Origin of the sequence: Salinithrix halophila, from assembly GCF_042650125.1 — a bacterium.
Classification (GTDB): Bacteria; Bacillota; Bacilli; order Thermoactinomycetales; family DSM-45169; genus Salinithrix; species Salinithrix halophila.
In genome coordinates this window covers 549,922-570,793 of record NZ_JBHSAP010000009.1, presented here as the reverse complement: position 1 = coordinate 570,793, position 20,872 = coordinate 549,922, and the positions used below count along the sequence as shown (strand labels likewise).

At 51.6% G+C, this 20,872-nt stretch carries 31 protein-coding genes; 27 read left to right on the top strand and 4 right to left on the bottom strand.

The window, feature by feature from the left end:
* Positions 1 to 129: 129 nt before the first annotated feature.
* The 3 genes from ACFOUO_RS09110 (at position 130) to ACFOUO_RS09100 (ending at position 1,907) form a co-directional block, all read left to right on the top strand.
* Complete coding sequence (locus ACFOUO_RS09110; protein WP_380704404.1) at positions 130 to 786, top strand: class I SAM-dependent methyltransferase; 657 nt, start codon at positions 130 to 132, stop codon at positions 784 to 786.
* Positions 787 to 980: 194 nt separating this feature from the next.
* Positions 981 to 1,457: a PaaI family thioesterase gene (locus tag ACFOUO_RS09105; protein WP_380704402.1), complete on the top strand. Its 477-nt coding sequence runs from the start codon at positions 981 to 983 to the stop codon at positions 1,455 to 1,457.
* A gap of 36 nt (positions 1,458 to 1,493) precedes the next feature.
* The gene (locus ACFOUO_RS09100; RefSeq protein ID WP_380704400.1) at positions 1,494 to 1,907 is read left to right on the top strand and encodes an NUDIX hydrolase; all 414 of its coding nucleotides are present in this window, start codon (positions 1,494 to 1,496) and stop codon (positions 1,905 to 1,907) included.
* A gap of 33 nt (positions 1,908 to 1,940) precedes the next feature.
* Here ACFOUO_RS09100 and ACFOUO_RS09095 read toward each other — a convergent pair whose 3' ends face one another.
* The gene (locus tag ACFOUO_RS09095; RefSeq protein ID WP_380704398.1) at positions 1,941 to 2,441 is read right to left on the bottom strand and encodes a GAF domain-containing protein; all 501 of its coding nucleotides are present in this window, start codon (positions 2,439 to 2,441) and stop codon (positions 1,941 to 1,943) included.
* Positions 2,442 to 2,626: 185 nt separating this feature from the next.
* On the opposite strand from ACFOUO_RS09095, the gene ACFOUO_RS09090 reads away from it, so the two are divergent.
* Positions 2,627 to 3,742: an aminopeptidase gene (locus ACFOUO_RS09090; protein WP_380704396.1), complete on the top strand. Its 1,116-nt coding sequence runs from the start codon at positions 2,627 to 2,629 to the stop codon at positions 3,740 to 3,742.
* Positions 3,743 to 3,837: 95 nt separating this feature from the next.
* Positions 3,838 to 4,131, top strand: coding sequence for a hypothetical protein (locus ACFOUO_RS09085; protein ID WP_380704394.1), 294 nt, complete (start codon positions 3,838 to 3,840; stop codon positions 4,129 to 4,131).
* 48 nt (positions 4,132 to 4,179) lie between these two features.
* Here ACFOUO_RS09085 and ACFOUO_RS09080 read toward each other — a convergent pair whose 3' ends face one another.
* Positions 4,180 to 5,547 carry an alanine/glycine:cation symporter family protein gene (locus tag ACFOUO_RS09080; protein WP_380704392.1) on the bottom strand — a complete coding sequence of 456 codons (1,368 nt, stop codon included), beginning with the start codon at positions 5,545 to 5,547 and terminating at the stop codon, positions 4,180 to 4,182.
* A gap of 195 nt (positions 5,548 to 5,742) precedes the next feature.
* Between ACFOUO_RS09080 and ACFOUO_RS09075 the strand changes: the two genes are divergently transcribed.
* The 3 genes from ACFOUO_RS09075 (at position 5,743) to ACFOUO_RS09065 (ending at position 7,838) form a co-directional block, all read left to right on the top strand.
* Positions 5,743 to 5,997 (top strand): AbrB/MazE/SpoVT family DNA-binding domain-containing protein, encoded by a 255-nt coding sequence (locus ACFOUO_RS09075; protein WP_380704390.1) that lies wholly within the window; start codon positions 5,743 to 5,745, stop codon positions 5,995 to 5,997.
* Between the two features lie 256 nt (positions 5,998 to 6,253).
* Positions 6,254 to 7,303, top strand: coding sequence for a M42 family metallopeptidase (locus tag ACFOUO_RS09070; RefSeq protein WP_380704820.1), 1,050 nt, complete (start codon positions 6,254 to 6,256; stop codon positions 7,301 to 7,303).
* A gap of 43 nt (positions 7,304 to 7,346) precedes the next feature.
* Entirely contained in the window at positions 7,347 to 7,838 is a 492-nt protein-coding gene (locus tag ACFOUO_RS09065; RefSeq protein ID WP_380704818.1) for a PaaI family thioesterase, read from the top strand.
* A gap of 72 nt (positions 7,839 to 7,910) precedes the next feature.
* Here the strand turns inward: ACFOUO_RS09065 and ACFOUO_RS09060 are convergent, their stop codons facing one another.
* Complete coding sequence (locus ACFOUO_RS09060) at positions 7,911 to 8,276, bottom strand: hypothetical protein (protein WP_380704388.1); 366 nt, start codon at positions 8,274 to 8,276, stop codon at positions 7,911 to 7,913.
* 179 nt (positions 8,277 to 8,455) lie between these two features.
* On the opposite strand from ACFOUO_RS09060, the gene glsA reads away from it, so the two are divergent.
* The 19 genes from glsA (at position 8,456) to ACFOUO_RS08965 (ending at position 20,391) form a co-directional block, all read left to right on the top strand.
* Positions 8,456 to 9,373, top strand: a complete 918-nt coding sequence (glsA, locus tag ACFOUO_RS09055; RefSeq protein ID WP_380704816.1) for a glutaminase A — start codon at positions 8,456 to 8,458, stop codon at positions 9,371 to 9,373.
* Positions 9,374 to 9,479: 106 nt separating this feature from the next.
* Positions 9,480 to 9,773: a DUF1507 family protein gene (locus ACFOUO_RS09050; protein ID WP_380704386.1), complete on the top strand. Its 294-nt coding sequence runs from the start codon at positions 9,480 to 9,482 to the stop codon at positions 9,771 to 9,773.
* Positions 9,774 to 9,891: 118 nt separating this feature from the next.
* The gene (locus ACFOUO_RS09045) at positions 9,892 to 11,616 is read left to right on the top strand and encodes a pyruvate oxidase (RefSeq protein WP_380704384.1); all 1,725 of its coding nucleotides are present in this window, start codon (positions 9,892 to 9,894) and stop codon (positions 11,614 to 11,616) included.
* A 136-nt stretch (positions 11,617 to 11,752) separates the two neighbouring features.
* Positions 11,753 to 12,085, top strand: coding sequence for a hypothetical protein (locus tag ACFOUO_RS09040; protein WP_380704382.1), 333 nt, complete (start codon positions 11,753 to 11,755; stop codon positions 12,083 to 12,085).
* Positions 12,082 to 12,639 carry a CBS domain-containing protein gene (locus ACFOUO_RS09035; protein WP_380704380.1) on the top strand — a complete coding sequence of 186 codons (558 nt, stop codon included), beginning with the start codon at positions 12,082 to 12,084 and terminating at the stop codon, positions 12,637 to 12,639. The genes ACFOUO_RS09040 and ACFOUO_RS09035 overlap by 4 nt, the downstream gene beginning before the upstream one ends.
* A 114-nt stretch (positions 12,640 to 12,753) precedes the next feature.
* Positions 12,754 to 13,269, top strand: coding sequence for a hypothetical protein (locus tag ACFOUO_RS09030; protein WP_380704378.1), 516 nt, complete (start codon positions 12,754 to 12,756; stop codon positions 13,267 to 13,269).
* Between the two features lie 6 nt (positions 13,270 to 13,275).
* Entirely contained in the window at positions 13,276 to 13,539 is a 264-nt protein-coding gene (gene gvpA, locus ACFOUO_RS09025; protein WP_380704376.1) for a gas vesicle structural protein GvpA, read from the top strand.
* A gap of 86 nt (positions 13,540 to 13,625) precedes the next feature.
* Positions 13,626 to 13,898, top strand: coding sequence for a gas vesicle protein GvpO (gene gvpO, locus ACFOUO_RS09020; RefSeq protein WP_380704374.1), 273 nt, complete (start codon positions 13,626 to 13,628; stop codon positions 13,896 to 13,898).
* A gap of 12 nt (positions 13,899 to 13,910) precedes the next feature.
* Positions 13,911 to 14,894: a gas vesicle protein GvpN gene (gene gvpN, locus ACFOUO_RS09015; RefSeq protein ID WP_380704372.1), complete on the top strand. Its 984-nt coding sequence runs from the start codon at positions 13,911 to 13,913 to the stop codon at positions 14,892 to 14,894.
* Positions 14,891 to 15,649 carry a GvpL/GvpF family gas vesicle protein gene (locus ACFOUO_RS09010; protein ID WP_380704370.1) on the top strand — a complete coding sequence of 253 codons (759 nt, stop codon included), beginning with the start codon at positions 14,891 to 14,893 and terminating at the stop codon, positions 15,647 to 15,649. Before gvpN ends, ACFOUO_RS09010 begins: the two co-directional genes overlap by 4 nt.
* The gene (locus tag ACFOUO_RS09005; protein ID WP_380704368.1) at positions 15,646 to 15,927 is read left to right on the top strand and encodes a gas vesicle protein GvpG; all 282 of its coding nucleotides are present in this window, start codon (positions 15,646 to 15,648) and stop codon (positions 15,925 to 15,927) included. The genes ACFOUO_RS09010 and ACFOUO_RS09005 overlap by 4 nt, the downstream gene beginning before the upstream one ends.
* A complete protein-coding gene (locus ACFOUO_RS09000) occupies positions 15,917 to 16,777 on the top strand; it encodes a GvpL/GvpF family gas vesicle protein (RefSeq protein ID WP_380704366.1) in 861 nt (286 codons plus the stop codon). The genes ACFOUO_RS09005 and ACFOUO_RS09000 overlap by 11 nt, the downstream gene beginning before the upstream one ends.
* Positions 16,752 to 16,955: a gas vesicle protein gene (locus ACFOUO_RS08995; protein ID WP_380704814.1), complete on the top strand. Its 204-nt coding sequence runs from the start codon at positions 16,752 to 16,754 to the stop codon at positions 16,953 to 16,955. Before ACFOUO_RS09000 ends, ACFOUO_RS08995 begins: the two co-directional genes overlap by 26 nt.
* Positions 16,952 to 17,263, top strand: a complete 312-nt coding sequence (locus tag ACFOUO_RS08990) for a gas vesicle protein K (protein WP_380704364.1) — start codon at positions 16,952 to 16,954, stop codon at positions 17,261 to 17,263. Before ACFOUO_RS08995 ends, ACFOUO_RS08990 begins: the two co-directional genes overlap by 4 nt.
* Positions 17,264 to 17,281: 18 nt before the next feature.
* Entirely contained in the window at positions 17,282 to 17,578 is a 297-nt protein-coding gene (locus ACFOUO_RS08985; RefSeq protein WP_380704362.1) for a gas vesicle protein, read from the top strand.
* A gap of 114 nt (positions 17,579 to 17,692) precedes the next feature.
* Positions 17,693 to 17,884 (top strand): hypothetical protein, encoded by a 192-nt coding sequence (locus ACFOUO_RS08980; protein ID WP_380704360.1) that lies wholly within the window; start codon positions 17,693 to 17,695, stop codon positions 17,882 to 17,884.
* 223 nt (positions 17,885 to 18,107) lie between these two features.
* Complete coding sequence (locus ACFOUO_RS08975) at positions 18,108 to 18,623, top strand: CBS domain-containing protein (RefSeq protein ID WP_380704358.1); 516 nt, start codon at positions 18,108 to 18,110, stop codon at positions 18,621 to 18,623.
* A gap of 175 nt (positions 18,624 to 18,798) precedes the next feature.
* Positions 18,799 to 19,656: an NYN domain-containing protein gene (locus ACFOUO_RS08970; RefSeq protein WP_380704356.1), complete on the top strand. Its 858-nt coding sequence runs from the start codon at positions 18,799 to 18,801 to the stop codon at positions 19,654 to 19,656.
* Positions 19,657 to 20,013: 357 nt separating this feature from the next.
* On the top strand, positions 20,014 to 20,391 hold the full coding sequence (locus tag ACFOUO_RS08965) for an Asp23/Gls24 family envelope stress response protein (RefSeq protein ID WP_380704354.1): 378 nt from the start codon (positions 20,014 to 20,016) through the stop codon (positions 20,389 to 20,391).
* A gap of 69 nt (positions 20,392 to 20,460) precedes the next feature.
* Here the strand turns inward: ACFOUO_RS08965 and ACFOUO_RS08960 are convergent, their stop codons facing one another.
* Positions 20,461 to 20,802: a YugN family protein gene (locus tag ACFOUO_RS08960; protein WP_380704352.1), complete on the bottom strand. Its 342-nt coding sequence runs from the start codon at positions 20,800 to 20,802 to the stop codon at positions 20,461 to 20,463.
* Positions 20,803 to 20,872: the final 70 nt, after the last annotated feature.

Sequence of the window (20,872 nt, the reverse complement as noted above, 5' to 3'; positions counted from 1 at the left end):
GTAGAGTTCCCAGATTTTTCGGTGCGAACCCATTCATCTCCCCTTTTCTATGCCATCAAGGGAACTTTTCCTGTTCCATACCAATACAGATAGAACATATCTGATTTTAAGGAGATAGAGGAACAAGAAATGAACGAGGCGCGCTTTAATCCAAGGTTTGACGAGTGGGCGGACAGTTATGACAGCGTGGTCGCAGGGAGAGATCCCCAATACCGGGAGGTCTTCGCCGGATACAGAGAGATTCTGACGCGGTCGGTTTTAGCCCTAGGGTTGCCACCGGGGAGCCGGGTATTGGAGATCGGGGTGGGAACCGCCAATCTCACCCAATTGTTAAGGGAAACCGGCTATCGTGTGACTGGGGTGGAGCCGTCCGGTGAAATGCGCCGGATTGCGAGGGGGAAACTCCCTGATCTGGATCTGAGAGACGGGCATTTTCTTCAGCTTCCGGCGGAGGAGACCTATGATGGAATGATCAGCACTTATGCGTTTCATCACTTGACGGAGAAGGAGAAAGGAGAAGCACTGACAGGAATCCGCCATCTTCTTCGCCCTGGAGGGAGGATCGTGATCACGGATACGGCTTTCTTGGATACAACATCAAAGCGGAAGATCCGGTTGGAAGCCTTTGAACAAGGCTTTGATAAAGTGGTAAGAGACTTGGATGAAGAGTTCTTTCCCCTGCTGTCGGAAGTCGGTGAACTGTTCCGGTGCGCGGGGATGGCCGTGGAATTTGAACAACTGAACCGGTATGTATGGTTAATGAAGGGAGAGGATGTCGACCGCTAAGTAAATCTCGTGAAAGGACTCCTACAAAAGGCAGGAGTCCTTTCACGGTATATGGGCAAGGGTCATCCATGGGGCGGTTGTTTCCTGGGAGAGGGGTTTGTGTTATGTTATGAAAGAAAGCTTTACCCTTGCTCTGCCGGTACGTGGATCGGCAATTACTGAAAAACAAGATGTTGGAAAGAGGAATGGAGATCATGACGTTGGACGGTTTGTGGAAAGAACTGCAAGATTTGAACCCAAACGAAGTGGAGACGATCCATAAACAGGTGCAGGCGTTGAAGCGGACGCGGGTCAGCCCTCTGGCTTATATCGAAGAGATGATGAACTTTCAGTCTCTGGGGTTTGATGCCGAAACGGGTGTATACGTGCACCGGATGCTTGTGACGGATGAGCTGAAAAATCGCTACCAGATCCTGCATGGCGGTGTAACGGCCACCTTCATCGATACAGCGATGGGATCCACCGTCTTTCAGGAGGTAGGAGAGGATCGTCGTTCGGTCACCCTCGACCTGAATGTCAGTTTTCTGAAGCCGGCGTCGGAAGGTTGGCTTACCGCCCATACGGAGGTCATCAAAAAAGGGCGGACGATCATCGTCATGGAGACCAAAGTCAAGGATGAGCAGGGAAAACTCATCGCACGGGCATCCAGTACGTTTTTCCGCCAGAGCTGACTGTCCTCGCACCAACGGAAGTGGAGAGGATCAGAAATGAAAAAACCTTACAAGATTGCGGCCAAAGCGATTATCTTTGACCGGGACCGGGTACTCGTCCTTCGGAAATCGCCGGGTGAGCGGAGCGCGCGGGATAACCACGGTTGGGATTTTCCCGGAGGCGGACTGGAACCTTCGGAACCGCTGATGGAGGCTCTCTATCGGGAAGTGAAGGAAGAGACGGGTTTGTCGATTAGAGTGGTGGGGCCAGCCTATATCTATGATGACCTTCAGGAGGAAAAGCACCTGATTATCATTAAATTCGCCTGCCATCAGCCCCAGGGCCAGCTGCGTCTCAGCGCCGAGCACGAGATTTACCGTTGGACCCCTGTGGGTGAACTGGCGGATGCCCCCTACCCGGAGTGGATGAAAGAGGAAATTCGCCGTGCCTACCGGATCTATATGGAATAAAGAACAGTAAAACCCCCGCCAACGGGGGTTTTTTTAACGGCTCAGGGAAGGCCAATCCGTGTTGTCGAGGAAGATTTGGACGAAGGTTTCCAGATGCTTTTTATCCGTTGCATCGAAACGTTCTGTGACAGGGCTGTCCATATCAAGTACGCCCACAATTTCCCCGTCCATCCGTATTGGGATGACGATTTCCGACCGGGTGGTAGCGTCACAGGCGATGTGTCCGGGAAATTGAAGTACGTCGGTTACCACCTGCGTCGAGTCTTCCTTGACAGCCGTACCGCAGACTCCTTTACCGATAGGAATGCGGATGCAGGCCGGCATACCCATAAAGGGGCCCAGAACCAATTCCCCATCGCGCATCAGATAAAAGCCGGCCCAGTTGATCTGGTCCAGTGAATGGTAGAGTAGGGAGGCGCCATTGGCTAGGTTGGCCAGCCAGTCCCGCTCTTGTACAAAAAGGCTCTTTGCCTGGTTCAACAGCAGGGAATACTGGGCTTCTTTGTTTCCTTCCACCTGTTTGAATGGTAACATATGGACATCCTCCATCATCACTTTTACGGGAATCAGCAAGCTGTTCTTATTTTATCGGGAAATTACCAGATATACAATCGATTCCATCTCCTTCCTGACCAGGGCCCAGCCCTCGTGATAGAATGGAAAGAAGAACGGTCGGGCTTTATCGCTCGGTCGAATACATACAAAAAGGAGCGGACAACATGCGTGATCAACGGATTATTCAGCTGGCTCAGTTATTGGTCCATCACTCCCTCTCCGTGAAAAAAGACGACAACGTCTTGGTCGACATCTTCGGGGAAACTCATGATCTAGCTCGAGCGCTGATCCCCGAGATTTACCGGGCGGGGGGCTACCCTCATATCCAGTTGAACAATCATGCTCTCCTGAGGGCCCAATTGCTGGATATGACCGAAGAACATATGGATCGGATCGCCCGCTACGAGTTTGAGCGGATGAAAGAGATGGATTGTTATATCGCGATCCGTGGGAGTGAAAATGTTAGTGAACTGGCCGATGTGCCGGCGGACAAGATGAAGCTCTACTCGGATAACTATGGAAATCTCGTTCATGGTCATCGCGTCAACCACACCCGCTGGGTCGTGATGAGATACCCCAACTCCTCTATGGCACAATTGGCCAATATGAGTACGGAAGCTTTCGAGGATTTTTATTTCGATGTCTGTACGATCGACTATCAGCGGATGGATAAGGCGATGAAACTCCTGGTAGATCGGATGGAACAGACCGATCAGGTGCATATCAAAGGGCCAGGTACCGATCTAACCTTTTCCATCAAAGGGATGCCGGCTATCCCTTGCGCAGGCATCAGCAATATCCCGGACGGGGAGGTTTTCACCGCTCCGGTCAAAAACTCCGTCAACGGGGTCCTAACTTACAATACAACCAGTGTCTATCAGGGCAGTACCTTTGAAAACATCCGCTTCGAGTTTGAAAATGGCAAAATCGTTCACGCCACCGCCAACAGTACGGAGCGGCTGAACGAAATTCTGGATACGGATGAAGGGGCTCGTTACATCGGGGAGTTCGCGATCGGGGTTAACCCGGATATTCACCATCCAATGAAAGACACCCTCTTCGACGAGAAAATCAATGGGAGCTTCCACTTTACTCCGGGTCGCGCTTATGAGGAGAGCGACAACGGTAACCGATCCGCTATCCATTGGGATATCGTCAACATTCAGCGTCCGGATTACGGCGGGGGCGAAATGTACTTTGATGGTGAGCTGATCCGCAAGGACGGTCTCTTCGTTACGGAGGAGCTGGTTCCTCTCAATCCGGAGAATCTACGGGGGTAAGAATCCTGTAGACCCTTTTCTAGAAGCCATCATCATTTCCTGAAAAGGAAAATAGGATGGTACAAGAGGTTTCTGAGGAAGGGGGGGAGGGTAGGATGAGCAGGCGGTCCCTGTATTGGATCTTTTGGAAATTTATTAGGGCGGGAACGTTGGTAAGCGTGGTGTTGGCCCTAGTAATCAGTCTTGCGATTACCCCTTCGTCGATTCAGTGGCAGGGAGGAGCGGATCATACTGAGGAACTGCTTCCTGTCTCCCCCAGGCTCTACTGGATGAGTGTCATCGGTTTCACTGCCTGGTTTGCGTTTTTAGGGTTCCTCTTCTCAGCCTTTCTAGGAGGAATTCGGGTCTTCATGGGATGGATTGAGAAGAGCCGAGATGAATCCAGGTAGGAGCCCCCATAAAAAGAAGCCCCGCCATTGCGGGGTTTTTGCCTTTTATCAGCCGCTTTGCTGTTGTTGTTTTTTAATGCCCATTTTTTCCCATCGTATCTGATCTCGGAAAGCATCGGTCTCGGATACGACCACTCCGGATAAAAGGATCAGCCCGACTAGGTTAGGCAGGGCCATCAGAGCATTCATCGTGTCTGATATCCCCCAAACCACTTGGATCTCTTGCAGAGAACCGACAAAAACAGCAAGAACGAAGATAAGCCGATAGAGAATTTTGGTCTTGTCACTGAAGAGGTAGGTAAAGCATTTCTCTCCATAATAAGACCAACCAAGGATGGTGGAATAGGCAAATAAGATCAAGCCCAATGAGACGATCCATCCTCCAATCGTAGGCAAGGCGGAATTGAAAGCGGCCATTGTGAGAGGGGCGCCTTCCAGCCCTTCCTTATAAGCCCCGGTCAAAACAATACTCAGCCCAGTGATGGTACAAACCACAATCGTATCCAGGAAAGTACCGGTCATGGAAACCAGGGCCTGGCGTCCGGGAAGGTCGGTTTTGGCTGCAGCGGCGGCAATCGGTGCTGACCCGAGGCCGGCTTCGTTGGAGAAAAGGCCTCGAGAAACCCCTGCTTTGATCACAGCCCCAAGCGCTCCACCAGCCAGGGCGTGACCGGTAAAAGCATCGGAGAAAATCGTTGCAAAGGCGGCGGGAATTTTGTCGATATGAAGGAGGATTACCGCTATTCCGCCCAGAATATAGAAGATAGCCATGAACGGGACCAGATAAGAGGAGATTTTCCCAATTGACCGAATTCCGCCCAAGATGACGATCCCCGTCAGAAGGGTGAGCACCAGTCCGGTGGCCCAGCCGGGTACCGCTCCGCCGGATAGTTCCAGCAGAGAGCTGGAGACAGAGTGGGACTGAACCATGTTACCGATTCCGAAAGCGGCGATGGAACCGAAGAGGGCAAACAATACAGCCAGCCACTTCCATCCCAGCCCTCGTTCGATGTAGTACATCGGACCGCCGGACATTTCGCCCTTATTGTTGGCGACGCGATACTTGACCGCCAGAATGGCTTCAGCGTATTTGGTCGCCATTCCGAACAAAGCCGTGATCCACATCCAGAAGACAGCGCCCGGTCCGCCGGTGGTGACAGCTGTAGCTACCCCGACGATGTTCCCGGTTCCGATGGTGGCTGCTAAGGCCGTCATCAGGGACTGAAAGTGAGAGATGTCCCCGGTAGAGCGTTTGTCCTGACGGGTGGGTGAAAAGGCCAGTTTCAGCGCGTAGGGCAGGGTATACAACTGAAGGAAGCGAAGGCGGACTGTCAGGTAGATCCCCGTCCCGATGAGCAGGATCAGCGTGGGCCAACCCCAGACGAACGCGTTCACTTTATTAATCCAATCCATCATCATGGCACTCACCTTTCCAAATTATTATAAAAGGAGACGAATATCGATATATAGGAACGTTTTTCTATATTCGAGGTTGAAAGGGGATAATCCTTTTCCTGTTTGCGTTCATTATGGAAGGGGGGATGCGGGGGTGGTTTTACGTAGGATGGGCGTGGTATATAAGGGATAATCCCGCGAAACGGAGGTGGGAACATGAAAGCGACGGGTATCGTACGGAAAGTAGACGAGTTGGGGCGAATTGTCTTGCCAGTGGAACTAAGGCGTACGATGGATATCGATGTGAGAGACCCCTTGGAAATATATGTAGACGGATCCAATGTAATTCTGAAGAAGTACAGTCCTTCCTGCATCTTTTGCGGACAGGTGGACAAGGTGACCCAGTACCGGAATAGGAATGTGTGCGAAGATTGCTTGAATGAACTGGCTTCAGCGATGGAGGGTACTTAATTCAGCCCGGAAGTGTCTTGGATGATCGAACGATTCCTCCAATGGTCGATTGAGGATCCGTATTTTTTCAGCCTCAGAGAAGCTTCGGGAGAGAATAGTGATTGCCACACCCCCTGATAGAAGTGCCTCGACTCCCCATCCCTTTTTCGGTCCCTTAATCGCCTGTTTCAGGAAGCCTGGATCGGCTTCCTTTTTTATATTTTTTGTACGGGATAAGCTCGAAAGTTAGTGGAGAAAGCGAGTGGAAAACAACATGATGAACGTACCACAGGAGTCTATCGTCAATACGTTAGCACGACTGATCAACATCCCCAGCCCGACTGGAAACGCAGGGGAAGCGGTTCACTACTTGGAAGAGCGGCTTTCTCCTTATGCTAATCACCTGCGTCTAAAACGGACAGCCAAAGGAGGATTGATCGCTACCCTTCCCGGACAAGATGATACATGTGGACGCTTATTGACCGCCCATGTGGATACCTTGGGTGGCATGGTGAAAGAAATTAAATCCAACGGTCGCCTCCGTATTACCAACATTGGCGGTTTATCCTGGAATTCCGTGGAAGGGGTATACTGCTCCGTGGAGGCCAGTACCGGAAACCGTGTAACTGGGACCGTTTTGGCCACTCATACATCGGTTCATGTATATAGGGATGCTGCAAAACAGGAACGAAAGGAAGCCAACATGGAGGTTCGTCTGGATGCCCGGGTGGAAAATGCGGAGGATGTTCGTGAACTGGGGATCGCCGTAGGAGATTTTGTCTCTTTCGATCCGCGGCTGGAAGTGACCGAGGCGGGCTTCATCAAAGGACGGCATATGGATGATAAAGCCAGTGCCGCGATCCTTGTCGAACTGATTCAAGAGTTGGTGAAAAAGGAGATAACGCTCCCGGTTACCACTCATTTTTACTTCAGCACCTATGAAGAGGTGGGTTTTGGAGCCAACTCCAGCATTCCGGAAGGAGTGAGAGAATATCTCGCCGTCGATATGGGAGCAATCGGAGAGGGACTGGCCACCGATGAGTACTGCGTTTCTATCTGTGCCAAAGACTCCAGCGGCCCTTATCACTATGGGCTTCGAAAAAAATTGACGAAGGTTGCCGAGAAGGAGAACCTTCATTATCAGGTAGATATCTATCCGTTTTATAATTCCGATGCTAGCGCAGCCGTGAGAGCCGGGCATGAACTCATCCACGGATTGGTCGGTCCCGGGGTGGATGCTTCCCATGCCTTCGAGCGCACCCATACGGAAGCACTCGTCAATACTTATCGCCTGCTGTACCAATACATCCAAACCGATTCGCTTTGATTTTTCCCCTTCAATATTCCATGGACGGAGGATTTTCTTGCAGCTGAAAAACGATCTTCTCGATGTTTTGGAGACAGGAACTGAAGAAGAGAAAGAGGTTCTTAGGCTCGCTCTACAGGCTATCCGGCAAAAACGGGAACGGGGAAGCGCATACCCCTCAGGTTTTCTGGGACTTTCGGGTGCGTTTATCGGGGAGCGGGAATACCGCTTCCGCATCCCGATCACCTCGTATATGCTGAACCGGGGCGGGATCGTTCATGGGGGGATTACAGCTACCCTGGCGGATTCGACGATGGGTTCCCTCATCAACAAAAGTCTGCCAAAGAGCCAATTTGCCGTAACGGTGGAGATGAAAACACACTTCCTCCAACCGGGCCGGGGTAAAGAACTGATCTCCACCGCACGATTGATCCGGCTGGGTCAGACCTTGGCGGTGGCTGACTGTCAAGTGGAGAACGAACGGGGGACACTGATTGCTCTTACCACCGGTACCTTTTCCATTCAGACTTGGCCGGTTCATGCCTCAAGCCGGTGAAAGAGACAGGATCGACCGGTTGTATAAAAAAGAACCAGGGACGCATCCCCGGTTCTTTTCGTTATATGCAACCTATACCACTTCTATTTTTTCGATGAAGTCGATGGGTTGGTCCCGGTTGCTGCCGTCCGCAAGGAAGAGGAGGGCGGGGCCGTCAGGATGAATCGGCTTTCCTTCCCGGGCAAACTGGAAGATCGCCTCCTTGGCCTCCGCCATGGTGAGGGTCACCGTCTCTTTACCCCGCCGGTGCAAAATTACCTGCGTTGCATCGGGGGCGGGTTCCGCGTTCGCTAAAAAAGGGGCGAAGGAGATTCCCAGTCCATCGATTCCGGGAAAGCGCGATCCCATGTCAAAGCGGCGCTCGTCAACGATCCAGATGGTCGGGTCCAGGTTAATCTGATATGTTACGTTGCCGGTGATAAGAATGATTGGACTCATCGATAACGCTCCTGACATTTCCGATATTCCTTCCAGCCACACAGGACTAGCTTTCTCCCTGGGGATGTGGACTCCAGGAAGGACACCGAAATTGAACTGGTTTTAATTCTCCCCTATTATACATCAGGGGCTTCATGAGAAAAATAGAAGGTACGGTGTCCGTAAGTCTGTGAGGAGGAATCCGATTGCAATCATTTTTGGAAGAGTTGGTGAAGAAACACCGGGATCTCACGGTGGAGGGAAATGTGGCCGAGTACATCCCCCAATTGACGGAGCAGGAACCTCGCGCTCTCGGCGTAACAGTCCGCACCTGTGAAGGAAAGGTGTACTCCGCTGGAGATTGCCCCGTTTCGTTTACGCTTCAGAGCATATCCAAAGTGATCACCTTGATTCTGGCACTGATGGACCATGGTCCCGACTTTGTTTTTGACAAGGTAGGAATGGAGCCTACGGGAGATCCATTTAACTCCTTGTTTAAACTGGAGACGACGAAGCCCGGCAAGCCTCTGAACCCGATGATCAACGCAGGCGCCCTGGTGGTAAGTTCCATGATTAAGGGAGAGTCGGCCGAAGAACGGATGGAACGGATTCTTCAGCTGGTGCGTGATATGGCGGAAAATCCCGAGATCGAAGTAGACGAGGCGGTTTACCACTCCGAGTTGGCTACCGGGGATCGAAATCGGGCATTGGCCTATTTGCTCAAGGAATTTGGCAGCATCCGGGATGTGGATGCCACCCTGGAACTTTATCTACGACACTGCGCCATTTCCGTTACTTGTGACGATTTGGCACGGATCGGCCTCTGCCTTGCCCGCTATGGCCGCAGCGAAAATGGAGAGGAGGTGGTTCCTCATTCCCTGGCAAGGCTGGTTAAGACATTCATGGTCACTTGCGGGATGTACAACGCTTCAGGCGAATTCGCCATCCAAGCAGGCATTCCGGCAAAAAGTGGTGTTTCCGGCGGGATTCTGGCTTCCGTCCCCCGGCGGATGGGCATTGGTGTTTTCGGGCCGTCCCTGGACGAAAAAGGAAATAGTATTGCCGGTGTTCGCCTCTTGAAAGAGCTTTGCCGGGAGTGGGAACTAAGTATCTTCTGACGGGAGAGGCAATGCTGGTCTTTGCAAATGGAAAAGGGTCGTGTTACACTTACCTTGAATGCATGTGAACAGTTTGGCTTCCAAACTGTTGAATGGGGGGGTATCCTTGACTACGCCTACTCAAACCGACCTGACCCAGCGAGCCGAACAGCTTCTCCGGGAGGACGCCAATAAGATCGAACAGCTGATTGCGGTACAGCTAGAAAACCTGACTGCTCCAAAGTGTCCTCTTTATGAGGAAGTGTTGGATACACAGATGTTCGGTCTCTCCCGTGAAATCGACTTCGCAGTGCGTGCCGGTTTGATCAACCGTGCGCAAGGTAGGGAGATTATCAGTGAACTGGAGCAAAAATTGGCTCACCTCTATTCTCTCGTTCTTCCCTCCCCGAAGCAGGGCTGATCTAAGTTTTCATATACCATATCGCTTGATGGAAGGCTCCAGGGATGGGGTCTTTTTTTATAGCTTTTGTTTGAGAGAGATCAGGAAGTGAAAATAGATCAGAGAGGAGGTAGATGGCATGTTTGCCAAAACAGCAGGAAAAGGATTGGTGGAAAATTTATTGGCTTGGGGAGTGGATCATATTTACGGGCTTCCCGGAGATTCCATTAATAATCTGATGGAAGAGTTCCGAAAAGAGAAGGACCGAATCCGCTTCATCCAGGTTCGCCATGAGGAAACAGCCGCTCTGGCGGCTTCTTCTTATGCCAAACTGACGGGAAAAGTCGGCGTCTGCCTCTCCATTGCCGGGCCGGGGGCGATTCACCTCTTAAACGGATTGTACGATGCCAAAGCCGACGGGGCGCCCGTTTTGGTGTTGGCGGGGCAGATATCGACCCCTCATCTCGGGCGGGATGACTTTCAGGAAGTACACCTGGAGCGGATGTTCGCCGATGTATCAGTTTACAACGAGCGAGCAGCTGCGGCGGAAGAACTGCCGGAACTGCTCAATCAAGCGATCCGGACCGCGTATGCAAAGAAAGGGGTGGCGATTTTGACCATCCCGGATGATCTGCCTGGGAAGAAAGGGAAACGGAACCCCCGTGCTACATCTCCTACTTACACCGAAAGTGTATCCATCCCACAGGAGGAGGATCTGACCGAGGCGCTCGGCATGATCCGCAGTGCGAAAAAGCCCCTGATTTTGGCTGGAAAAGGGTGTCTCGGTGCCCAGGAGGAACTGGACGCCTTCGCAGAAAAAGCGGCGGCTCCGGTGATCCTGGCATTGGCCGGGAAGGGGGCCCTTCCCGATGAGCACCCCTATAACCTCGGTCAGTTGGGGCAGATCGGTACAAAACCTGCTTACGAGGCGATGGAGGAGACGGATTTGTTGCTCCTTTTGGGAACCTCCTTCCCTTACAGGGAATACCTTCCGGAAGATGTTTTGGCAGTCCAGCTCGATATCGACCCCTCTCAGATCGGCAAACGTTACCCAGTCGAGGTGGGCTTGGTGGGGGACGCTGGAACCACTCTTCGTTGGTTGACAGGCCATCTAGAGAGGAAAGAGGAACGAAACTTCCTGGAGAAGTGCCAGAAGCGGATGGCCGATTGGCGGAAAGGGCTGGCCGAGGACGAGGCGTTAGAAGAAGGGTCGCCGATCCGACCGGCACAAGTGATTGCCCAACTTCGGAAGGTGGTGGACCGCGACGCGGTGTTGTCGGTCGATGTAGGGAATGTCACGGTTTGGATGACTCGTCATTTCCCGGTTAGCGACCAGAAATGGGTGATTTCCAGTTGGTTGGCCACCATGGGTTGCGGCCTTCCCGGAGCCCTTGCGGGTAAGATAGCCTGGCCGGAGCGTCAGACGGTGGCCGTTTGCGGGGACGGGGGGTTCACCATGGTGATGCAGGATTTTCTAACTGCCGTAAAATACCAATTGCCGATTCTTGTAGTGGTTCTTAACAACGAGAAGATCGGGATGATCCAGTATGAGCAACAGGTCATGGGAAACCTGGAGTTCGGCACGGAGCTCGAAGGGTTTGACTTTGCCCGTTTTGCTGAGCTCTGCGGCGGTATAGGCTTCCGGGTGGAAAATTCCTGCGAGCTTGCCCCCGCTTTGGAGCAGGCAGCTGCTGTCGGGAAACCGGCTCTGGTGGATGTCTGCATAGAAGATCAGCCACCGTTGCCGGGGAAGATCACCTACGCACAGGCAGCTGGGTACGCAAAGCATATGATCAAGCGGCTATTTAAAAATGGAAGAGTGGAATTGCCTCCCATCCGGAAAGGGCTGAAACACTTGACGTGAATGGCTGAAGGGTTTGTAGCCCCCAGTGGAGAGGTCTCTCCAATATTTTGGTTTCTATTGGAAAGCAAAGAGTGTTTTAATCCTGCTACAGGAAGGTATATATTCAGCAAATCAACATTATAGAGGAGGATTTACCATGTTGAGGAGAAAAAAGCAGAATGTGAACGGAAACAGCGTCATGTTGGGAGTGGCTGTAGGAACCTTAGCCACCGGTGCGGCGATGCTCCTTAATCCTGAAATCAGAAACAAAGTGAAAAACACTTCGAAAGATCTCTGCGGGAAAGTCACTTCCCTGAAAGAATCGGGGATCGCCTTACCTAAGGATCCCTACGTGGAAGAGGAGTCCAAAGAAACCAAAGAAGCTAAAGAAAGCACAGGGGGAGAAGAAGGTCAGGAGGAGGCAGAGAAGAAGAAAACCACAAAAGGAAATGGGAAAAAAGCGGTGGCGAAAAAGGACGAATCGGAATGAACGGGAAGTCTGTAGGCCGGGGTTTTTCACGAAATGACCGGGAACACCTCCGTTTACGGGAGTTTATCGATACCCGCATAGAGCCTTGTAAACCTTCCGACAAGACGCAAAGCGTGCTGAAAAAAATGAACAGGAAGCGACTGGAATATCTGCCGGTCTGCAAAAAAGAGAGACTGGTCGGGATGGTAAGGGACCGAGACCTCTTGGAGGCGCTGGCCAGTGGTGGAAAAAAGGCTGCTCGTTCTCCTGTTGCCCAGTGGATGCAAAAGGCACCAGCGGTGGGAAAGCTCGACTGGCAAGCTCGGGAGGCGATTCAGGTGATGGAGAAGCATGGAATCTCTTGCCTCCCCGTATTCGAGGACGGCAAGTGGGTGGGATTGGTCACCCTCGCTGACTTAGCGGCAGAAAAGTCGCTGTCTTGGGAAGCCGGTCGGGCGTACCGGCGCATTTCCAGGGGTTCACAACCGCCGGGGACTTCCCTCTCGTTCGGTCTGGCGGCTGCCGGGATGCTCTTGGGAACCGGCGTCTGGCTTGCTCTTAAATCCAGGCGTTGATCCATCTAGGGGACGATGTCTCAATCGGAAGTTTTATCGTGACCGAGTCGGGAAATAGGGTGGAAAGTCCATCAACCAGGAAGGGGTTTTCAAAGATGAGTGAGTGGGCTGGCCATGTTCAGGAGAAAACAACGGGTTCCTAACTGGAAGAAGATCCTGCAATCAGAGTGGTTCCAGGCGTTAACCCTTGGGGGAGCAATTATCGGGGGTATCTCTCTGTACCGTTTACGAGGCGGTCCGGAAGGCTTAAAGGAAAAGCTCCGGGAAAAAGCTGTAGATGAGGGGAGAAAACAGGTGAAGCGGAAGGCCCGCCATAAAGGGGACCAGGCTGCCGAAAACTTGCAGTCAGCAAAGGAGAAGGCCACCCGAACGGCTCATGGCAAAGGGGAGGAGTTGGAGCAGAAACTTCGAGATGGACTGTTAAAAGCCCGACAAAAATTAAAGAAAGCCAAGGAAGCGGGAGAGTCTATTTCAGAGAAGCTAAAGTCTGATGATTCGGAAAAAGGAGCGAAAGGAGCCAACCATCTGCGGGGGGTTAACGACATCAAAGGGGTTCATGGGATGAAAAGCGTCCGGGACATCCCCAAGTCGGATGACATTCCCCACTATACCGATACTCAAAAGGAGTGAGCCGAAATGGCTGCTATCCAGAAGAGTACCGATAGTTCCAGTTTGGCGGAAGTGATTGATCGAATTCTTGACAAAGGGATCGTTATCGACCTGTATGCCAAAGTATCTGTCGTTGGGATTGAATTAATCACGGTGGAGGCGCGAGTGGTGATCGCCAGTGTTGACACTTGGCTTCGTTATGCTGAGGCAGTAGGGTTGCTGCAGGAGGAGCCGGACATCCCCCGGTATGACGAGGATTATATGAAGCGGAGGGAAGAAGTCACCTCCTGAGGCGTGGATGAAACCAGGGCATATGGGATGCCTTGGTTCCCTTTTTTTCCTTTATATTCAGAGAGATGGAATCGAGGTTGTCAACGATGAAAATTAAAGAGGCGATAGAAGCAATCCATGATTTCTTCAGCGAATACCTCGTTCCACCCCACAAAGTGACCACCCTTCAACCTAAAGAAAAAGGGCAGGGATGGAGAGCCGTGGTGGAAGTGATCGAGGAAAAAGAGTACATGAAAGCTTATGCTAAGGACCAGTTGATCGGTGTATACGAAGTAGAGCTTGACAAAGATTTTCAGGTCAGACATTTCGAACGGAAGAGCTTGCGTCCCCGCTCTTCCGCACGTTTGGATGCTGAGTGAGGAGGGAAGCGGGTGCGTGTAAAAGAGAGACACCAACCGTCATGGGGAAGTCGGAGCAAAAAGAACCCAGAGAGTTCTCCTCCAAAGAAAGATTTGTTCCTTTCTCCTTTCATCAAAGGGGTGGTCAGTCGATCTCTCCATTACCTTTCCGCCGGTTTTCCGGTTCATCTCACCGGGCCCTCGGGAGTGGGGAAAACGTCGGTAGCCCTCGATGTCGCCCGCAAACGGGAACGGCCCGTTACCTTCATCCACGGCAATCACGAAATGAACAACCGAGACCTGATCGGTGGATTTACAGGGTACACGCGCCGAAAAATGGTGGATAACTATATCCGGACAGTCTACAAGGCGGAAGAAGAGATGCGGGAAGATTGGCAGGACGGAAGGCTCCTCCATGCGGTCCGAAAGGGCCATACCGTGGTTTATGACGAATTCACCCGCTCTCGACCGGAAACCAACAATCTATTCCTCTCGCTTTTAGAAGAAGGCGTCCTGCCCCTCTACGGAAAGAAAGAAGGGGAGACTTTTGTCCGCGCTCACCCGGATTTCTCTATCCTCTTCACCAGCAACCCGGAAGAATATGTGGGCAATTATCAATCCCAGGACGCTCTCTTGGATCGCATGCTTACCATTGATATGGATTTTTTGGACGAAGAGACGGAAACAGGAATCATTGCGAAGAAAGCCGGAGTCGACCCGAGGAAAGCGGCAATCGTTCACCGTCTTGTCAAGTCGGTACGTGAGCTCTATACAGAGGAGGAAAATGACAACGCGGATGGGGGCGGACCCAGCATACGGGCAGCGATTATGATCGCACAAATCGCGAAGGAAAGCGATATCCCCATCGATCCAGCCGACCAAGCATTCCATGCCTTGTGTCTTGATGCTGTCTGGTTATCCGTCTACCGAAGAGGCAAGGGGATGAAAAAACAACAGGTTAGGTGGGATATCCAGGAAGCGATTAGGAAAGAGGTGAAAGGTGGGAAAAAGGGATGAACCGAATGGGTATTTATGCTTTTTGCGCGATTAGAGAAACCGAACCCCGCGAATTTGGAGAAGTGGAGATCGAGGGAGAGCCCCGCAAGCTCTTTACTGTTCATCAGGGAAATTCAGCGATGGTGGTGGCCAAAGCGCCTCTAAAAATCTACCCCCCTCTCAGGGAAAACCTCCGGTTTCATCAAGATACGGTCAACCGGGTGATGGAAGAGTATTCGGTACTCCCCCTCAGCTTCGGGAATGTGTTCCATTCGGAGGGGGATCTCGAGGTTCTGATGAAGGCTTTATCCGAACAGTTTGAAGAACTGTTTCCAAAAATCGATGGCAAGATGGAAGTAGGCTTGAAGATCATGGGTAAAAAGGAATGGTTGGAGGAAGAAATCCGCAAAGATCCTCAGGTCGAGAAAGTACAGGAAGCTGTGCGAGGAAAATCGGAAGCCGCGGCTTATTATGACCGCATCCGCCTGGGGGAAATGGCGCAGAAATTTTTCTTGCAACTCCGCAAACAGCTGGAAGAAGAAATTTTCCAACCTTTGGTGGAAGAAGCAGAAGCGGCTAAGCTCAATGAAACGGTCGGAGAGAAAATGCTCCTTAACGCCGCTTTCCTGATCGACCGAGATCAGGAAGAAGCCTTCGACCGGAAAGTAAACGAGTTGTACGAACAATGGAGCGAACGGGTGGACTTTCAATATACAGGTCCTTGGCCGGCTTATAATTTCGTGAACATCCGGTTGAAGGTGGAGGAGCCGACATGATCCACAAGCTATTCACCGCTCCTCTCAACCTGGTGATTTCGGTCGGGGAGAAAGTGAAAGAGGAAGTGGACAAAGAATGGTATGACCTGAACCATATTCAGAAGGAATTGTTGAGCCTCCAAATCCGGTTTGAAATGAACGAGATCGGGGAGGAGGTCTACAAGGTGAAGGAAGAGGAGCTAATCCGTCGTTTTGAACGAGCAAAGGAGCTGGAACAGCAGGAGCGCTGGGACTACATCCATGGGAAAGATGAGGAGGAGGGAAATGGTGGGCCCTGATCAATCATTTCTTTATCTGTACGCGCTGATTCCAGAGGTGGAAGAGCAACACACGCCCCTTGAGTCTTTCGAAGGAATCGATGGGAAGAAGGCTTACGCCAAACGGATGGGAGGAATCACCGCTGTCGTCTGCCCAGTCGATTCTACCGTCTACTCCGAAAAATCTTTGGAAGAACGCATGAACGACTTGTCCTGGTTACAGGAGAAGGCCCTCCATCATCATCATTCCCTCCTTCGGTTGAATGAGGAGTATACGGTAATCCCCTTGAAATTTTGCACTCTCTTTCAAGGGGAAGACCGTCTTTCCCAGGTCGTGGAGGAGAATCGGGAGCGAGTTCTTTCACTCTTCGGCAAACTGACGGGAACGGTCGAATGGAACATCAAGATCTTCTGTGATGAGATCCAATTGAGAGAATATGTGACGCAAAACCATCCGGTTGTGGAAGAGAAACGAAAAGAGCTGGAGAGCTTGTCCCCTGGCCGTCGTTTTTTTGAAAAAAAGCGTTTGGACCAGATGGTGGAAGAGGAGATGGATCGGGAAATCGCTCGGTTGTGCGGCGAAATTCACGAGGGCCTGAAGGAATTGAGCGCTGAGAGTGCTGTGAAGAGAAACTGGGACCGGGAGATGTCAGGCAGGAAGGAGGCCATGCATTGGAACAGCGTATATCTGTTGGATACGAAGCAACGATCCGCCTTCCTGGAAAAAGCGGAGGCCTGCCGGGAGGAGTACCGGTCTATCGGCCTGTCGATCGAACCATCCGGTCCCTGGCCTAGCTACCACTTTGCGAGCCTTCAGCCGAAGGAGGGAGGCGCCGGTGCAGGGACTGGAGAAAGAACGGTTTCAAAATAAGGAGCTTTCTCTCCTGGATATTCTAGACGTGATTCTGGACAAGGGAGTGGCGATTCGAGGGGAATTGGTCATCTCTATTGCGGATATCGATTTAGTCTACCTCGATCTCAGGGTGTTAGTCACATCGGTAGAGACGTTGATCCAATCTCGGGAAACACACAAAGGAGAGAGTGAATGATGGGAAACGGAACCAGTTCTCTTGAGCGGGTGAACCGAGGGAGCGAAGGACGGATCAACTTGGATCCGGACAACGTAGAACAGGGTCTTTCTCAGTTGGTGCTGACATTGATCGAACTGATCCGGCAACTGGTGGAGAGGCACGCCATGCGCCGGGTAGAGGGAGGCAGTTTGACGGACGAGGAGATTGAACGATTGGGAGTGGCCCTAATGAGTCTTGAGAACAAAATGGAGGAGATGAAGGAGATTTTCGGCTTTACTGATGAGGACCTCAATATTCATCTGGGGCCTCTCGGAAACTTATTGTAAGCCGAGGGGGGATGTGTCATGTCCATGGAACATCCGGTGCAATCGAACAATCTGGTAGAGGTGTTGGAAAAGATCCTGGACAAAGGGGTAGTCATCGCCGGCGACATTAAGATTTCCCTCGCTGACATCGAATTGCTCCAAATCAAGATCCGGCTGATCGTTGCTTCCGTGGATAAAGCGAAGGAAATGGGAATGGATTGGTGGGAGAACGATCCTTATCTAAGTTCCAGGGCCGACCGTCAGCTTCAGGAAGAGAATCGTCGCTTGGAAAATCGTATCCAACGCTTAGAGCGATCCGTGGATCCGGAGGGCTAAGTGAGGGCGGCCCCAGCTGGGAGGGAACTTCCTTGATGGGGAGCTAAACGTGTTTCCGATCCCTCTGGAACGGGTAACCCTTCAATAGATCACCATTGATGGGGGAGTGATATAATGAAAGGGAAAAATTGGTTAAAGAAGCAGAAGAGGAAAAAAGAGACGAACTGGCTGAAGACGACGGGCATCGCCATCGGGGGTTTAGCTTCCGCTGCCGCTGGAGCTGCTGCATATCTGCGGACGGATAATGGTAAAAAGACGGCCAAAAAAATCCGGAAAAAAGGCTGGGGTTCTCTTTTTCAAAGTTGAATCCATCAGAGAAAAGGCATTCTTCCCCCGGAAGGATGCCTTTTCCGTCAACCAGGGGCACATAGAAGGTTTGAAGCTCTACACTTCTTTATTTTTTATCGATCCATAAGGAGGCATGGATGATGAGGCAAAGGAAAGTCATGAAGGGTAGGGGAGTCATCCTAGGTGCAGTGAGCGGCAGCATAGCGGCAAACGAGACGGGGCGACAGGGGAGCGGTGAGGGATGACCACCCTTGTAAAAGACGTCATGCGTAAAGAGACGGTGGTGTGCAGTCCCTCAGAACGGATCAGCACCGTGGCCTTCCAGATGGCGGAACAGGGAATCGATTATTTACCGGTTTGCAAGGACGACCGGCTTAAAGGGGTACTCACTCCTCGGGTTATTATGTTGTCAGGCATTGTCGGGAAAACCTATCGCAAGCCAGTCAAAAAGGTCATGGACCGCCGACCGGTGACGATCTCTCCGGATGCATCTGTAGAGAAGGCGCTTCGTTTGATGGAAAGATGCGGTGACCCCTGGCTCTCCGTTGTTGAGAAAGGGCGGTTGACCGGGATCGTGGGTCTGGGAGATCTGGCCAAAGTAGAAGGAATGGGGGGCCAAACCCTTCGGATTATTGCACGGTCTTCGGAACCTCGTACCATTCGTGGCGGTAAATCGCACGGTTCCATGATGATGGCGATGGCATTTTTGGCGGTGGGGGGATGGTTGCTCTGGGCAGCAAAGGACAAGGGTGAGTGAGAACCGACTGATTTTGGCGGACGAGACCTGTTGGGCTCTTTCTCTGGAAGAGGCTTTTTATAGGAGAAAGCGAATAGAAGAGCCGTCGAAGTTTGTCTTTTTCCAAAGGATTACGGGATTTGATGTAGAATATTGGAGTTATGCTCGTCTTTGGCCCGCTTAGGAGGACTGTTAGATGCCGTATCCGGATCGTTCAATTGCGATTTTCATCGACTATGAGAATGTGTATTACGGTTTAAAAAAATACCATGTAGATCCGGACCACCCTGAATCCCGCCACAATCTGTTCCTCCGTCTCCTGGAACATTACGGACGTACTGCGGTGCGGATGGTAGAGGCCTACGCAGATTTTGAAGTATTGAACAAGGAGATATCCATGCATAGCCTTCAGAAAAAGCGCGTCCATATTCATCAGGTCTACGGAAACGGACGCGGCGGCGATGAACGGAAGAACGCCGCCGACATTCAGCTATGTCTAGATGCGATGGATCTTTTGCATCAAGTACCGGAGCTTTCCACTTTCGTCATTGTTAGCGCCGACCAGGACATGGTTCCACTGATGGATCGGCTTTGGACACGAGGAAAACGAGTCGAGTTATTCTGCCTCCAAGATGAGAGTTGGTCCAAGACAGCCCGGATGGAGGATTTTTGTGACGAAGTACATAACCTGTTTGATTTTCTTCACATCCGGCAGTTTCAGAATCTTTCTCAGATGGATCGGATGCTTCATGATGCACTGGTTCAGATCTATGAATGGTACGATGATCCCAACAACAGCGGAAAAAGTTACGGGTCGAGTTGGATTAGGAAGGACATGGTGAAAAAGTTCAATCTCCATGAGGAGGAGGCGGCTTCCCTCTTCAATAAGCTGGTCCAGGGCAAGTATCTGGAACCTTATGAGATCACGGTTGATTCCAATATCTATTATGGGTACCGCGTGAATATGGAACATCCTCAGGTGCGTAAGGTGTTGCGAATCGCTGGTTACCGTGTGGTAGAGGGTGGACGTTATACGGCTGTCCGTGCCGAATAAGACGGTTTTTTCAAACTTGGGGAGCTCCTGGCATCATGATATAATAAAGCGACCATGTGTTACGAGAAGCAGCCAATCCCCATAGTCTCGCCGCGGGTAAACCCGGACTGGGAAAGGTCCTTGTTCTAGAACTGGAAAGGGCATAAAATTCTACGACGGTCTGGCTTCGGGACGAATTACGAAGGCTCCGACCTATTCCGGGTGAAAGGCTCAACTTCTACCCTGATTAGCAGGTGTAGACATTGACCCGTGTCACCGCATTTTCGGTATCCGGAACCCATACATATATCACCGGATCCACTCTTCTGGTGAACGGGGGCATGGTAAGTCCTCGTGACAACAAAGGGAGGTATGGAAATGGCCGAATACAGTTCGGAAGGAGCTGTTCGCATCGCCGATGATGTGGTCGCCGTCATCGCCGGCTTGGCAGCCACCAAAACCAAAGGGATCGCCGGTATGTCCGGTGGGATCACGGAAGGGTGGGCCAAGCGCGTCAGCGGCAAGAACGTGACCCGGGGTGTGTCCGTTGAAGTGGGACAGGTGGAGACGGCGATCGATCTCCGAGTGATCGTGGATTATGGGGTCAAAATCCATGAGGTGTCCAGGGAGTTGCAGCAAAATGTCAAAGAAGCGGTGGAAACGATGACGGGCCTGTCGGTGGTAGAGGTCAACGTCAAGGTGGAAGGGGTCGGCTTTAAGGAAGAGCATGTCGACTTGGATCGTCTGGTTAAATAGGAGTTATCGATTTCCACAGAAAAAGAGCCGGTCGTCGCCGGCTCTTTTTTTTCGTTTCCTTAGAGGGTGTTAGGAAAGGTTATTCTTCAACTCTGCAAGCACGTTGTCAATCCGTTCCTGGAATTGTTCGGGGATCTCGATATCGCCGTTCAGGCCGTGAGGGAAGATGTGGCGTAGAAAGACAGGGTTGTCCAGTTCTACCTTCGCCTTCGGATTTTCTAGAACCCCCTGGGTGACAAAGGCCTGGATTCGGAGGTAGTAATCCGAGTTCTCATCGGAAAATTTCATGTCGAAGTTGACTTTGTTGTAATCCCAGGATCCTCCTCGGACGAAGCCCACTTTTTCCATCGTTTTTCTCATCTCACCGTAAGAGCCAGTCTTTCCTTTGATTCCAGCGTCAGTCAATACCATGTGGTTTCACTCCTCCTTTGCGTCTCCCCATCGTGATCCCTATTTATCATAGTATTTTCCCTATGTAAGC

Coding starts and splice junctions, on each gene's coding strand:
- ACFOUO_RS09110 (WP_380704404.1), top strand. CDS start 130: ATGAACGAGGCGCGCTTTAATCCAAGGTTTGACGAGTGGGCGGACAGT.
- ACFOUO_RS09105 (WP_380704402.1), top strand. CDS start 981: ATGACGTTGGACGGTTTGTGGAAAGAACTGCAAGATTTGAACCCAAAC.
- ACFOUO_RS09100 (WP_380704400.1), top strand. CDS start 1,494: ATGAAAAAACCTTACAAGATTGCGGCCAAAGCGATTATCTTTGACCGG.
- ACFOUO_RS09095 (WP_380704398.1), bottom strand. CDS start 2,441: ATGTTACCATTCAAACAGGTGGAAGGAAACAAAGAAGCCCAGTATTCC.
- ACFOUO_RS09090 (WP_380704396.1), top strand. CDS start 2,627: ATGCGTGATCAACGGATTATTCAGCTGGCTCAGTTATTGGTCCATCAC.
- ACFOUO_RS09085 (WP_380704394.1), top strand. CDS start 3,838: ATGAGCAGGCGGTCCCTGTATTGGATCTTTTGGAAATTTATTAGGGCG.
- ACFOUO_RS09080 (WP_380704392.1), bottom strand. CDS start 5,547: ATGATGGATTGGATTAATAAAGTGAACGCGTTCGTCTGGGGTTGGCCC.
- ACFOUO_RS09075 (WP_380704390.1), top strand. CDS start 5,743: ATGAAAGCGACGGGTATCGTACGGAAAGTAGACGAGTTGGGGCGAATT.
- ACFOUO_RS09070 (WP_380704820.1), top strand. CDS start 6,254: ATGAACGTACCACAGGAGTCTATCGTCAATACGTTAGCACGACTGATC.
- ACFOUO_RS09060 (WP_380704388.1), bottom strand. CDS start 8,276: ATGAGTCCAATCATTCTTATCACCGGCAACGTAACATATCAGATTAAC.
- ACFOUO_RS09045 (WP_380704384.1), top strand. CDS start 9,892: ATGTTTGCCAAAACAGCAGGAAAAGGATTGGTGGAAAATTTATTGGCT.
- ACFOUO_RS09040 (WP_380704382.1), top strand. CDS start 11,753: ATGTTGAGGAGAAAAAAGCAGAATGTGAACGGAAACAGCGTCATGTTG.
- ACFOUO_RS09035 (WP_380704380.1), top strand. CDS start 12,082: ATGAACGGGAAGTCTGTAGGCCGGGGTTTTTCACGAAATGACCGGGAA.
- ACFOUO_RS09030 (WP_380704378.1), top strand. CDS start 12,754: ATGTTCAGGAGAAAACAACGGGTTCCTAACTGGAAGAAGATCCTGCAA.
- gvpA (WP_380704376.1), top strand. CDS start 13,276: ATGGCTGCTATCCAGAAGAGTACCGATAGTTCCAGTTTGGCGGAAGTG.
- gvpO (WP_380704374.1), top strand. CDS start 13,626: ATGAAAATTAAAGAGGCGATAGAAGCAATCCATGATTTCTTCAGCGAA.
- ACFOUO_RS09010 (WP_380704370.1), top strand. CDS start 14,891: ATGAACCGAATGGGTATTTATGCTTTTTGCGCGATTAGAGAAACCGAA.
- ACFOUO_RS09005 (WP_380704368.1), top strand. CDS start 15,646: ATGATCCACAAGCTATTCACCGCTCCTCTCAACCTGGTGATTTCGGTC.
- ACFOUO_RS08990 (WP_380704364.1), top strand. CDS start 16,952: ATGATGGGAAACGGAACCAGTTCTCTTGAGCGGGTGAACCGAGGGAGC.
- ACFOUO_RS08985 (WP_380704362.1), top strand. CDS start 17,282: ATGTCCATGGAACATCCGGTGCAATCGAACAATCTGGTAGAGGTGTTG.
- ACFOUO_RS08980 (WP_380704360.1), top strand. CDS start 17,693: ATGAAAGGGAAAAATTGGTTAAAGAAGCAGAAGAGGAAAAAAGAGACG.
- ACFOUO_RS08975 (WP_380704358.1), top strand. CDS start 18,108: ATGACCACCCTTGTAAAAGACGTCATGCGTAAAGAGACGGTGGTGTGC.
- ACFOUO_RS08970 (WP_380704356.1), top strand. CDS start 18,799: ATGCCGTATCCGGATCGTTCAATTGCGATTTTCATCGACTATGAGAAT.
- ACFOUO_RS08965 (WP_380704354.1), top strand. CDS start 20,014: ATGGCCGAATACAGTTCGGAAGGAGCTGTTCGCATCGCCGATGATGTG.
- ACFOUO_RS08960 (WP_380704352.1), bottom strand. CDS start 20,802: ATGGTATTGACTGACGCTGGAATCAAAGGAAAGACTGGCTCTTACGGT.